Origin of the sequence: Chryseobacterium sp. C2(2020) (assembly GCF_014218915.1) — a bacterium.
In the GTDB taxonomy this organism is placed as follows: Bacteria; Bacteroidota; Bacteroidia; order Flavobacteriales; family Weeksellaceae; genus Chryseobacterium; species Chryseobacterium mucoviscidosis.
The window spans coordinates 22,857-35,985 of record NZ_JACLCT010000019.1 but is presented as its reverse complement, the minus strand read 5'-3'; the positions used below and the strand labels follow the sequence as shown (position 1 = coordinate 35,985).

General features: G+C 35.0%; 13 protein-coding genes. 7 read left to right on the top strand and 6 right to left on the bottom strand.

Translation table 11 applies throughout. The features are described from left to right. Window positions 1–51: 51 nt before the first annotated feature. Window positions 52–225 (top strand): bacteriocin-like protein, encoded by a 174-nt coding sequence (locus H6W52_RS12195; protein WP_157967225.1) that lies wholly within the window; start codon window positions 52–54, stop codon window positions 223–225. Window positions 226–259: 34 nt separating this feature from the next. On the opposite strand, the gene H6W52_RS12190 is transcribed toward H6W52_RS12195, so the two are convergent. The 3 genes from H6W52_RS12190 to H6W52_RS12180 all read right to left on the bottom strand — a co-directional run bounded on the left by H6W52_RS12190 (window position 260) and on the right by H6W52_RS12180 (window position 2,833). Continuing rightward, window positions 260–994, bottom strand: a complete 735-nt coding sequence (locus tag H6W52_RS12190) for a hypothetical protein (protein ID WP_116095806.1) — start codon at window positions 992–994, stop codon at window positions 260–262. Window positions 995–1,083: 89 nt separating this feature from the next. After that, window positions 1,084–2,262 (bottom strand): nicotinate phosphoribosyltransferase, encoded by a 1,179-nt coding sequence (gene pncB, locus H6W52_RS12185; RefSeq protein ID WP_116095808.1) that lies wholly within the window; start codon window positions 2,260–2,262, stop codon window positions 1,084–1,086. A gap of 94 nt (window positions 2,263–2,356) precedes the next feature. Then, entirely contained in the window at window positions 2,357–2,833 is a 477-nt protein-coding gene (locus H6W52_RS12180; RefSeq protein WP_116095810.1) for a Dps family protein, read from the bottom strand. Window positions 2,834–3,064: 231 nt separating this feature from the next. Between H6W52_RS12180 and H6W52_RS12175 the strand changes: the two genes are divergently transcribed. From H6W52_RS12175 to H6W52_RS12150, 6 genes are all read left to right on the top strand, one after another. Continuing rightward, complete coding sequence (locus H6W52_RS12175) at window positions 3,065–4,540, top strand: hypothetical protein (RefSeq protein WP_116095812.1); 1,476 nt, start codon at window positions 3,065–3,067, stop codon at window positions 4,538–4,540. 103 nt (window positions 4,541–4,643) lie between these two features. Further along, complete coding sequence (gene rpsL / locus H6W52_RS12170; RefSeq protein ID WP_027381287.1) at window positions 4,644–5,057, top strand: 30S ribosomal protein S12; 414 nt, start codon at window positions 4,644–4,646, stop codon at window positions 5,055–5,057. 23 nt (window positions 5,058–5,080) lie between these two features. After that, complete coding sequence (gene rpsG, locus H6W52_RS12165) at window positions 5,081–5,557, top strand: 30S ribosomal protein S7 (protein WP_066695920.1); 477 nt, start codon at window positions 5,081–5,083, stop codon at window positions 5,555–5,557. 6 nt (window positions 5,558–5,563) lie between these two features. Continuing rightward, window positions 5,564–7,681: an elongation factor G gene (fusA, locus tag H6W52_RS12160; RefSeq protein WP_076391836.1), complete on the top strand. Its 2,118-nt coding sequence runs from the start codon at window positions 5,564–5,566 to the stop codon at window positions 7,679–7,681. Between the two features lie 17 nt (window positions 7,682–7,698). Next, on the top strand, window positions 7,699–8,004 hold the full coding sequence (gene rpsJ, locus H6W52_RS12155; protein ID WP_002661363.1) for a 30S ribosomal protein S10: 306 nt from the start codon (window positions 7,699–7,701) through the stop codon (window positions 8,002–8,004). A 188-nt stretch (window positions 8,005–8,192) separates the two neighbouring features. Then, window positions 8,193–8,693 (top strand): low affinity iron permease family protein, encoded by a 501-nt coding sequence (locus H6W52_RS12150; protein ID WP_087706505.1) that lies wholly within the window; start codon window positions 8,193–8,195, stop codon window positions 8,691–8,693. A 22-nt stretch (window positions 8,694–8,715) separates the two neighbouring features. Here H6W52_RS12150 and H6W52_RS12145 read toward each other — a convergent pair whose 3' ends face one another. The 3 genes from H6W52_RS12145 to H6W52_RS12135 all read right to left on the bottom strand — a co-directional run bounded on the left by H6W52_RS12145 (window position 8,716) and on the right by H6W52_RS12135 (window position 12,956). Continuing rightward, window positions 8,716–11,424: a hypothetical protein gene (locus tag H6W52_RS12145; RefSeq protein ID WP_116095814.1), complete on the bottom strand. Its 2,709-nt coding sequence runs from the start codon at window positions 11,422–11,424 to the stop codon at window positions 8,716–8,718. 141 nt (window positions 11,425–11,565) lie between these two features. Then, window positions 11,566–12,567 (bottom strand): hypothetical protein, encoded by a 1,002-nt coding sequence (locus H6W52_RS12140; protein ID WP_410492725.1) that lies wholly within the window; start codon window positions 12,565–12,567, stop codon window positions 11,566–11,568. Continuing rightward, complete coding sequence (locus tag H6W52_RS12135) at window positions 12,543–12,956, bottom strand: hypothetical protein (protein ID WP_116095816.1); 414 nt, start codon at window positions 12,954–12,956, stop codon at window positions 12,543–12,545. The genes H6W52_RS12140 and H6W52_RS12135 overlap by 25 nt, the downstream gene beginning before the upstream one ends. Between the last annotated feature and the right edge of the window lie 173 nt (window positions 12,957–13,129).

Genomic DNA, 13,129 nt, shown 5'->3' with positions numbered 1-13,129 from the left:
TATAGAGGTGTTCGAAAATCTTAAGAGTAGGAGCAAATTAAACAAAATACTATGAAAAATTTAAAGTCTTTAAACAGAAAAGAGCTGAAAGCAATTGCAGGTGGCGCTTATGAAAACTGCCAGGTTCCTTTAGAATACGGAGTCTGTAATCCGGGATATACCTTCTGCAGTAATCCTTATTGTTGTGTACTTGCGCGTAAACCTTACATTTGCATTGATTATTAGAAAAAACAGGCTGTCAAAATTCTGACAGCCTGTTTTATTTTTCATAGTAAGTTAATTGAATCTTATTGTCTCTTATTTCCAAAATTCCTTTTTGGGGATGTTGGAAATATAATTTGAGATGGTTATCTGCTTTTTTAACAATAATGGGTTCTGAATAAAAAATCTTTTCGGGAAGTTCAGTTACTGTTTCAAACCGGTTATTTTTTAATTCCGAAATGGATGTTTTTGTTCCGTGAATACCTGAAATTATTGAATACAGTTTTTTGTTATAAACGAAACTTGATACGATGAGAACTCTTGTTGTATCAAGAATTTTTTTTGTTCCTAAAGTTGATTCTGATTCATATTCGCGAGTTATAATATCAGGATGATAAACCGGAATTTTTTGTGTTGTTGCCATTTTTTCAGGATCTGCAATTTCAAGAATCTCTGAAAATCCCATCATATGCGCCAAAGAATTCGAAACGTAATATTTTCCGTTTATTTTATTTACAGAAACAGGGCAGGTTGCCACTGCATAATGAATGACATTGTTTTGTCTGTTTTTAAAATAAACAGTTCCTCCCCATTCACCGGAGCAGCTTTTCCGCACTTCGTATTTTTCATCTTTATAAAGTAATCCGGAAAAGTTGGTTTCCTCTTCTTTTAAATGCTTCAATTCATCAATAATATTTTTTGAAACATGATTTATTTTTACTTCAAATACGGAAGATTTATTCTTGCAGTTGATTAATGATAGTAACAATAAAACGAAAGATAGTTTTCTCATTAAGACTATGATTAGAAATCGTCTTTTTATATTTATTGGAAGCGTTCCGTTTTTTTAATTAAAAACTAAAATAATTCTTCATAATTATTTTACTCTTTTATTCTTAAAAATTCCTTCGCCAGTTCAATCATTTTAGGATCTCCGGTATATTTTCCGTGTTCATCGGATAATTTTACAGTTGGAATCCATTCTTTGTTCGGAGCCTGAACGCCGATAAGTTTCATGACGATATTCATAGGTTTCAAACCGACATCATTGGTGAGATTAGTTCCGATTCCGAAAGAAACTCCTATTTTTCCTTTGCAGTAATTGGTGATTTCTTCTACTTTTTCAAGATTTAAACCATCTGAAAAAATAATGTATTTGAATAATGGGTTAATGCCGTGTCTTTCATAATGGGCAATGGTTTTATCTGCGAATTCCAGAGGATCGCCGCTGTCGTGACGAACACCGTCGAAAAGTTTCGCAAACTTTTTATCAAACTGCTGGAAGAAAACATCTGTTGTGTAGGTATCTGAAAGAGCAACTCCCAAATCTCCACGGTAAACATCCACCCAATGTTCCAGAGCCAGTTCGTTTGCCATTTTGAAACCATATTCCGCGGCATGGAACATAAACCATTCGTGAGCGTGGGTTCCGATAGGTTTTACACCGTATTTCATGGCGAAATGTACATTAGAAGAACCGATGAATGTAGAGTCTTTCTTTTGTGTTAAAGCTTCCATAACCAGATTCTGAACTTTATGAGAGTGTCTTCTGCGGGTTCCGAATTCTGCGAAATTAACGCCCAGTTTTGCCAGTGTTTCAGCTTTTTCCAATGTTTTGTTCATCACCACTTCATTAGAGTCTCTTTCCATGTGGTTCATTTCGTAGTGAAGCTCGCTGATAAGAGCTAATAATGGGACTTCCCAAAGTATCGTTCGGTACCATAATCCCTCAACGGTTACGGAAAGATCGTTTCCTTCCTGATGAATTTTAACTTCGGAAGGATCATAATGATAACCTTCAAGGAAATCAAGATAGGGAAGATCAATATAAGGGCAGGTTCTTGCCATGAACTTTTTTTCGTCTTTCGTCAGCTTCAGTTCTGCCATTTTATTAACCGCTTCTCTTAAGGCAATATCGAAACCTTCAGGAAACTGATGTTTTCCGCGGTTGATGAATTCATATTTTACCACAGAACTAGGGAATAATTTTACTACCGCATTCTGCATCGTTATTTTATAAAAGTCGTTATCTAAAATGGAGTTTAATCGTACGTTGTGCATAATTGTGTAATTTATACGCAAATATAGTTATTAAAAATAAAATCACCTAAATGTAAGGTGATTTTTTTAAATTTTCCGGATATTTTTTCTTTCTTTACTTTCCAAGATAGGAGTTGTACATCCAAACTTCTTTTTCCTGTTCTGTAATATAATCGCTCATTTGCGAGTTGGTTCCTTCGTCTCCTGCTTTTTCCGTCATATCCAAAAGTTCTCTCTGAAGATCGATAACTACTTTAAATGAATTTAAAATGTTTTCAACACTTTTCGTAGCATCGCTTACTTCCATGCTTTCCTTTATGGTTGATACTTTCAGGTAATCTGAATAATTATGAGCAGGTGTAGCACCTAACGTTAAAATTCTTTCTGCAATTTCATCAATCTTTAAAACAAGACTGTTGTAAAGCTCTTCAAATTTTGGGTGAAGCGTAAAGAACTGATCTCCTTTAATATTCCAGTGAGAGCCTCTTGTATTCTGATAAAATACGGAATAGTTAGCTAAAAGAATATTTAATTTTTCTGAAATCTTTTTGCAGTCGGTTTCTTTAAGACCGATAATGTTGGCGTTTTTCATATCTCTATTGTAGTTTATTTTTCTGTAACAATATTAAGTAAATATTGTGCCGAAAATGTGGTTTCGTGATTGATGATACTTATCTTTGATATTTTTAGAATGAATTTAAATATGCAAGCTTCGTCAAAAGTTAATTTGAAAAGTTTTATAGTCTCTCTTCTTTTTTTTGCTGCTGTATGTGCAGTTTATTTTTTGATATCCTTATCGAAGACTGACGGACATTATATATATATGATAGACGATGCATATATCCATTTGGCAATGGCTAAAAATTTGGCATTATATGATGTATGGGGTGTTACGAAATATAAATTTTCCTCTACGTCTTCTTCTCCTTTATTTACCTATGTTTTAAGTATTCTAATAAAAGTTTCCGGAAATAACGATCTCCTTTCGCTTTGGGTAAATGTTTTTTTTGGAGTCGGAACGGTTTATTTTCTGAATAAATATTTTTCGGGCGCTTTCAATACGGCAAAAAATATTGTGCTTTCGGTACTTTTTACCCTTTTCTTTTCTGTATTGCATGTACAGATTTTATCCGGAATGGAGCATGTTTTTCATGTTTTTTTATTTGTGGTAAATATTTTATGTCTTTCAAATCTTAAAAGCAGATATTCTGTTTTTGGATTTTACCTCACCTTATTATTGATGGGGTTGGTGCGTTTTGAAAGCATGTTTTATTTTGTGATTCTTGCTTTTCTGTTTATTTTAATTAAAAAATGGAAGGATGCTTTTGGGATTTTGCTAATAGGCTTTATCCCGATTGTAGTGTTTTGTTATTTTAATTATCAGCATGATGGCTATTTATTCCCGAATTCAGTAATTGTAAAAGGAATGAAGTTTACTTTTGACTCTCATTTTCCACATCAGCTGAAAACTGTTTTTTTTGATAATTTTTTAATGAATATCAGCTTTTATAAAATTGGATTCTTTCCGATTATGATGTGTTTGATTTTCATTATCAGAGATTTTAGAACAAAGAATTTTCAGCTGATAATTAAAGATCATTTTTTACTGATTGTTATTTCTTTACTGATGGTCTGTCATTCCATGTTTGCGGATCTTAAAGGGATGTTCAGGTATGAAGCTTATATTCTTACGGGTTTTTCTATGGCTTTGATTCCTAAACTGAAAGGCTTGTTTGAGCATTTCAGAACCTACATTAAAAAGGAATTTATAATTTCAGGATTGGTCTTGGCAAATATTTTTTTATTGGTATATAAATTTTCCTTCGCTCACAAAATGCTGATTGACGGGGGCAAAAATATTTATGAACAGCAAATTCAGTCTGCTAGATTTCTGCACACCTACTATAATAAATCAAAAGTTGTTGCCAATGATATTGGAGCTGTTACTTATTATACAGATATTCATTTGCTTGATATAGCGGGTTTAGGTTCAAAGGAAACAATTGTCTTTAATGAAAATAAAAGGCATGCAGATTCTCAGTTTCAAAGTTTTCTAACAAAATATACCGCTGTAAATAATTATGATATTGCCATCATTTACGAAGCATGGCTTCAAACTCACATCCCCAAAAACTGGACAAAGGTAGCCGAACTCAAGATCAGTAATCCTATTACGGTAGCAAAAGATAAGGTGTCCGTTTATTCTGTTAATGGTAATAATCTGGAAGAACTTAAAAATAATATCAAAGATTTTCACTGGAACAGAAATGTTCATGTTACAATTGTTGATAAACCGTAAGTATCTGTTAATTAATTTTTAAATAAAAATATTATTTCTATATAACTGCTTGTTAATTAAAAAAATATTACTATTTTTGCACCCTAAAATAAAAAGCAATTAAATGCCTACTATTCAACAATTAGTAAGAAAAGGAAGAGCCACGCTTGCCAAGAAGAGCAAATCGGCTGCCCTAGATTCTTGTCCACAAAGACGTGGTGTATGTACGAGAGTATATACTACTACACCTAAGAAACCTAACTCTGCACTAAGAAAAGTTGCAAGGGTAAGACTTTCTAACGGTAAAGAAGTGAATGCCTATATCCCGGGCGAAGGACACAATCTTCAGGAGCACTCGATAGTATTGGTTAGAGGCGGAAGGGTGAAAGACCTACCGGGAGTACGTTACCACATCGTAAGAGGAGCATTAGACACTGCAGGTGTAAATGGAAGAACGCAGAGAAGATCGAAGTACGGAGCTAAGAGACCTAAACCAGGTCAGGCACCAGCTGCACCAGCAAAAGGAAAGAAAAAATAATCATTAAATAAGGTACAGAAACAATGAGAAAGACGAAAGCGAAAAAAAGACCGTTGTTACCAGATCCAAAATTTAATGATCAGTTGGTAACGAGATTCGTAAACAATTTAATGCTTGACGGTAAGAAGTCAATCGCATTTAAAATTTTCTATGATGCGTTGGATATCGTAGAAACTAAAAAAGGAGATTCTGAAAAAACAGCCCTTGAAATCTGGAAAGATGCATTAACAAACGTTATGCCTCACGTAGAAGTACGTTCTAGAAGAGTAGGTGGAGCTAACTTCCAGATCCCAATGCCAATCAGAGCAGATAGAAAAATTTCTATGGCAATGAAATGGTTAATTAGCTACTCTAAAAAGAGAAATGATAAGTCTATGGCTTTGAAATTAGCTAATGAGGTAGTAGCTGCTTCAAGAGAAGAAGGTGCTGCTTTCAAAAAGAAAACAGATACTCACAAAATGGCGGAAGCAAACAAAGCTTTCTCACACTTCAAATTCTAATCTGAAATGGGAAGAGATCTTAAATTTACAAGAAATATTGGTATTGCTGCTCACATTGATGCAGGTAAGACTACCACTACAGAGAGGATTTTATTCTATACAGGTGTAAACCACAAAATTGGAGAGGTTCACGATGGTGCTTCTACAATGGACTGGATGGAACAGGAAGCAGAAAGAGGTATTACTATTACTTCTGCTGCAACTACTTGTAACTGGAATTTCCCAACAGATCAAGGTAAGAAATTACCTGAAACAAAACCTTACCACTTCAACATTATCGATACACCGGGACACGTTGACTTCACTGTAGAAGTAAACAGATCTTTGAGAGTATTGGACGGTTTGGTATTCTTATTCTCTGCAGTAGATGGGGTAGAGCCTCAGTCTGAAACAAACTGGAGATTGGCTGACAACTATAAAGTTGCGAGAATGGGATTCGTAAACAAAATGGACAGACAGGGTGCTGACTTCTTGAACGTTGTAAAACAAGTAAAAGAAATGTTAGGATCTAATGCAGTTCCAATCGTTTTACCAATCGGTGCTGAAGAAGATTTCAAAGGAGTTGTAGACTTAATTAAAAACAGAGCGATCATCTGGGATGAAGCAGGACAGGGAGCAACTTATGAAGTAGTTCCGATTCCTGAAGACATGAAGGATGAAGTTCTTGAATATAGAGAGAAATTAGTAGAAGCTGTAGCGGATTATGATGAGACTTTGATGGAGAAATTCTTCGAAGATCCGGATTCAATTTCTGAAGAAGAAATCAACGAAGCTTTAAGAAAAGCTACTATCGATCTTTCTATTATCCCAATGACTTGTGGATCTTCTTTCAAAAACAAAGGAGTACAGTTCATGCTTGATGCTGTTTGTAAATATCTTCCTTCTCCATTAGATAAGGATAATATCAAAGGAACAGATCCAAGAACTGACGCTGATATCGAAAGAAAACCATCTGTTGAGGAGCCTTTCGCTGCATTAGCTTTCAAAATTGCTACTGACCCATTCGTAGGTAGATTAGCATTCTTCAGAGCTTATTCAGGAAGATTGGATGCTGGTTCTTATGTACTAAACACAAGATCTGGTAACAAGGAAAGAATCTCAAGAATCTATCAGATGCACGCAAACAAGCAAAATCCGGTTGAGTATATCGAGGCTGGAGATATTGGTGCTGCTGTAGGATTTAAAGATATTAAAACAGGAGATACATTATCTGATGAAAAGAACCCAATCGTTCTTGAATCAATGATCTTCCCAGATCCGGTAATCGGTATCGCTGTTGAGCCTAAAACGAAAGCTGACCAGGATAAAATGGGTAACGCTTTAGCTAAATTAGCTGAAGAAGATCCAACATTCCAGGTTAAGACAGACGAGGCTTCAGGACAAACAATCATCTCCGGTATGGGTGAGCTTCACTTGGATATCATCGTAGACCGTATGAGAAGAGAGTTCAAAGTAGAGGTTAACCAAGGTCAGCCGCAAGTAGAATACAAAGAAGCTCTTACACAAAAAGCTAGTCACAGAGAGGTTTACAAAAAGCAGTCTGGAGGTAGAGGTAAGTTCGCGGATATCGTATTCGAAATCGGTCCTGCAGACGAAGGAAAAACAGGTCTTGAATTCATCAACGAAATTAAAGGGGGTAACATTCCTAAGGAATTTGTTCCTTCAGTTGAAAAAGGATTCAGAGAAGCAATGAAGAACGGTCCTTTAGCTGGATTTGAGGTAGAATCTATGAAGATTACATTGAAAGATGGATCTTACCACCAGGTTGACTCGGATCAGTTATCTTTCGAACTTGCTGCAAAGTTAGGTTTCAAAGAATCTGGTAGAGCTGCTAAAGCGGTTATCATGGAACCAATCATGAAGCTTGAAGTAGTAACTCCTGAAGAGTACATGGGTGATATCGTAGGTGACCTTAACAGAAGAAGAGGTACTGTAAACGGTATGGACGACAGAAACAACGCTAAAGTTATCAAGGCTTTCGTTCCACTTTCTGAAATGTTTGGTTATGTAACTTCTCTTAGAACGTTATCTTCAGGTAGAGCAACATCTTCTATGGAATTCGAGAAATACGAAGCTGCTCCTACAAACGTTGCTGAAGAAGTAATCGCTAAGGCTAAAGGTTAATATTAAATTAGATTAAAATGTCACAAAGAATCAGAATAAAACTTAAATCTTACGATTACAACTTGGTAGATAAATCTGCAGAGAAAATCGTAAAAACGGTAAAGGCTACTGGTGCTGTTGTAAACGGACCAATTCCATTGCCAACCAACAAGAGAATCTTCACAGTGTTGAGATCTCCGCACGTAAACAAGAAAGCAAGAGAGCAGTTCCAATTATCAGCTCACAAGAGATTGATGGATATCTACTCTTCTTCTTCTAAAACTGTTGATGCTCTAATGAAATTAGAACTTCCTTCAGGAGTTGACGTAGAAATTAAAGTGTGATAATTGCATACTTTGCAATGATTATATAAAATCCGTTCCTTTCGGGGAGCGGATTTTTTATGTATTGTCATATTTTGTTTTTAGAAACAAGGTATAAAATGTAACTGAATTTAACATTTTGATTATCCACAAACTCATCTTTTTCGGCGGAGTTTTTGATGCTTTAAATCTCATTAAAACCAACGAAAATGGATAAGTCAGATAAAAGTTTTTTCGAGAAATTTTCAGACTGGGCAACAAAATTTACAGGAAGTTCCTACGCCTTCATCGGAGCAACCTTAATCGTTATTATCTGGGGTGCTTCAGGACCGATTTTTAAGTACTCCGAAACATGGCAGCTCGTAATTAATACCGGAACAACCATCATCACATTCCTGATGGTATTTTTAATTCAGAAAGCACAGAATAAAGACTCGAAAGCCATTCAGATCAAATTAAATGAATTGATCGCAGCTAACGAAAAAGCCAGCAACAGAATTGTGGATATTGAAGATTTAACGGAAAAAGAACTCGATCAGCTTCATTGTTACTATGAAAAACTGGCAGATTTTGCAGAAGAAGATGAAGATATCCATTCCTCACATTCTATTGATGCTGCCAAAAGAAATCAGGATTACAAGCACGATTTTTTCAGAAAAAAACATGAAGAATGGCTGCAGAAACAGAAACAAAAAAAGGAATCGATCTGATTCCTTTTTTTTATTAAACATTCTATTTCATAAAATACCCGAAATAAGAACAGCTTCCCATCAGATTTTTTGCAGTCTCTGTATCGGCATACTGTGTTTTCAGCATGGCAAAATAGGTTCTGTATTTCTGATTTTTAATCTGATCTAACTGCTTTTGGAAAGCATCCGTTTTCTCGCTCCATTTTGGATCCGAATAATCTACGTTCGAAGGATTTTTAGCTTCATACTGATAATATTTCCCTTGTTCCGCGCTTGCCATCTGAAACAGAATTCTTGCTTTCTGTTCTTTATCCGCTGATGTATTCAATGCTTTTTTATAATAATTAATTGCCAGATCAAAATTATCAGGTTCAATAAAAGTAGTACTTGTAAAGTTCTTGTAGTAGTACTGATATGGAGTTTCACTATCGGTACTCCAGAAATTATATTTTCCGCCATTCGTATTGTCAACATCCATCACAAATAACTGTCTGTAATATCCCAAAGAAGAAGTATTGTAAAGAAGATTTCCGATGAGCTGATTGGCTTTTGTTGATTTTTCGTCCTTACCGTTTCCTATTTTTTTAAGCTGAATTAAAGCATCTGCCAATTCAAATTTATTCATCATAGGTTTAATGAAAGAAAACTGAGAAAAATCTTCCTTCACCATACTTTCTTCTGGCGCACTCTGATAACTTTCCCAAACATTATGTCCGAAAACAAGATCCGAAATACTTCGGAAACCATTGTATTCTGAAGCTCCGTATTGATGAGGCGTTTTTTTCTGAGAATTCCCGTCCCAGTCATAATTGATTCTAGGAATTCCTGTGAAATTCTGAGCTTTTGTGTAGTATGATTTAGCCTTCTCAAAATCTGCCTGTCTCATGGCTCTGTCACCATAAATCACGGCAAAAAAGGCATCGATATTTCCTACATCATCAATATTTTTAGCAATAATCTGTTCCTCGAATTTCGTTTTGTTCGGCTTTCTGTAAAAATCTTCCACACTTTTTACCAGACTGGAGTTGGGATTGTACTGAAGATCAGAAAGCGTATTGCTCATAAGGAAAGATTTTCCGTCTTCACCCTGCAGGAAATAACGGTTGGCAAGAACATCTTTCAGGAAATCTTTTGTAGAAGGAACCTCACCATAATAATCATACTCTGTTTCCGTACTGTCTTTTTTAGGCTCTTCCGGTTTATCCACAAAATATTCAGCATAATCTTTCATTAAATGATCTTCGAAATCCGCATCAATTTTAGGCTGGGAAACGATATCATTCAGAACCTTCATTCTTTTAATCTGTTCCTGATATTCGGGATTGCTGGTTTGAATGTCTGATAAAATCTCTGTACTGGCTTTATAATCTTTCTTAAGGAACTTAAGATAAGCATCTGCAATTTGCCAGTATTCATCCTTAGATTTTTCTTTCGTTTTGCTTGTGAATTTTTCAAGATCATCTAAGAAATCTTTCGTCTGATCGTCATAGTAATAATTATTCTTGTTGAAAACCGGAATTCTGTTCGGGTTGTCCAGCAATTCATCATCGCTTTGATCGGCTTTCATTTCAGTACTCGTTTTATCTTTAACTCCGAATAACTTCTTAAAAAAGCGCACAATTTTCTGCCAAAACGATATTTTTTCCTCTTTAGGAGCTTCCGTAACTTCAGTTTTTGGCTGATCCGCTGTAGTGTTTGCAGAAACTTTTACCGTAGATTTTTCATTATTGTTGGTGTAATAATAAATCGGAAGATAGTTTCTTTCCAGTTCATTGATGCTCCTCACCGCCATCACTTTCAGAATTTCAGAATCAGGATCTATTTCAAACATTTTTTCCATGATCGGAATCGGATTGTTGAAATCCTCATAGCCTAAAAGAAAATAAGCCATGTTTTTTTCTTCATTCGTTCCCGCTCTTTTCATGATATTATTAAAAGAAGCAGTGTCCGAAAGTTTCATAGATACGAAGGCAGACTCTTTACGGCTTTTACTGTTCATAAAAACCTGAAAGAAATTCCAGTTGGCATCACTTTTCAGATCCAGTCCGCGTTGCGCACCCGCCAATTGATCGAGAGCCATAAAATAGGTTGCTCCTCTTGATTTTATGGGTTCAACATAATTCTTGAAAGCTTCAACCGCTGCTTCGTAATTTCTTGTATAATGGTTGAAACGCACCAACTGATATCCGTAACGCTGTTTGATTTCAGGATTTTTTGCTGAGTTGTAAAGAGAGGTTAATGTCGTGATCGTTTTATTGTAATCAAGATTTGTAGCATTTTGGGAGCTTTCGCTTTCACGGTAATAAAAAGAATCCGGACTTTCAACATAGTTGATTTTCATGTACGGTTCAAGATATTTTGCCTCAATCAGATAATCAATTGCTTCCTTATATTTAGAATAGAAACCAGATCCGAGTTTTGTAAGAAGCTGATTGTTGGTGCTGCCATTTTTCAGAGCGTTCAGATCATTGATGTTCATTTTATTCACCAGATAATCTGTTTCCGCGAAAGTCAGTTGATTATTAAAGAATTTTTTCCAGGCATCCACATTTTCATTAGGAATCTGGGATTGTTTAAAATCTGTATAAAATCTGGTGGAATAGCTGTGAAGGAAAGGCAGGTAAGATTTATCCTTGATGATACTCTGTGTAAACAGATTGAAATATTCATAATCAGGATCAGACCATGCGCACGCTTCAGTTTTACTGTAAAAAAGCGATAGAACCGCAAGCGAAAGAAAATACTTTTTCATTTTGTTAATGGTGTTTTTTTAAGTTTATAATTTTAATGAATGTATGTTTAGTTGAAATAAATCTTACGCCGTTTCGTTTAAAAAATCTGTAAGAGTTATCTTTTTAAGCATAATGCAATTTACGCAGAATTTTAATTGAATTTACAAGCTAAAGTTCTGACCTGTAACAAATTTACTGTCTAGCTGATAATAAATCATAGTAAAATTGTTTATTTTTTTCTCCAGAAAACGGATAACTTCCTGAAGCTGCTCATCTGAAATTTCTTCAATTTTAATTCTGAAACCTTTGTTCAGATAACTTCCGAAATAAAATCCGTCCTTTTGTATTTCAATTTCTGTGTCGGATATCCTTTTAAAATTGGGGTTTTTAAGATCATTTTCAGATAGAGCATTAATCAGTTTATGTTTTCCCAAATGGTTGGTTACAATTCCCCACGAATAAATCGGCAGGGCAACCTCAATCTTTTTAACAGGATAATCTTCCAGTTTGGAAAGATAATTTTTGAGTGTACTCACATCCAAAATAGAATTTTTATCTGAGTTTTCCAGCGGAGAAGAAGTGGAGTAGCACATCAGAAATACCTGCTCAACCGGTGGAATTCCCATGATATTTTTATCTTTTACCTGATGAAGACGAAGTGTACAGGTTACCGATTTTTTTGAAACCTCCTTTAATTTTTTCAGAAATTTAAAATAATCATCGCGGGTTCCTGCAGTCCAGTCGCAGTCAATTTGTATTTGATTGTCCGTTTTCAGCTGATATTCTGAAGACTTTTTTGTAATTAAATCATTAATGCTTTCTGCAAGAAACTGTATTTCCTCATTGGTGATGTTGATAAACGCACGGTTTGTAATAAAAACCGTCGGAACAATATTTTTGTCGGTGCTGAAACTCTGATCTTTTGTAATAACTCCGACAGGCTGAAATTTTCCATCCAATTTATCAACATCAAAAAATCGGGTATACAAATAAGGATCAGTTGCTTTATGTAAAACGTCTTTCTCTGTTTTGTCTAAAGCCAAACGGGTTTTCCAGTAATAAAAAGTATACGGATGAGACTGTTTTTTACCACAGGAAAAGACGAGAAATAAAATTAACAGAAGTTGATAGACTTTCATCATTGATATAATATTCCTGAGCATTCGCAATTCGTTTTTTCTATTTCAGAAACTGGACAGCAATCGTCGGATCTTTTCACTTTTCCGTTTTCATCCGTCAGATAAATTCTTTCTTTATCAAATTTCACGTAAAATGTTTCATTATAGGTTTTAAAATAAACTTTCATTACTTTCGGGTTATATTTTCCGGCATTGATTTCTTCCTTGGTTTCTGTTCCGTCTGCCTGATTGATCTGTACAAAACCGAAATAGACATCGCCGTTATCTTTGATGTTAATATAATAGCTTGGTGTTCCGGAGCCATTTGTTCCATCTTCTATATTGAAATCTTTTTTCCCTGAAAAAGGAGCTTTGGACTGTGCAAATGACAGGAAGCCTAAAAGAAGTGTGAGTAGAAATAAAAGTTTTTTCACAAGTGAATTTTTCCCAAAATTAAAAATATCCTATCAAAAATTACACCGTAAAATCACGGTAATTACTTTTATACAAGATTTTGTAAAGTTTAATTTAACTCTTTGTTTAACTTAGCGATGAAACTAAACGCAAAGAAAGACAAAGAAAATTCAAATTATTAACACCGTAGATT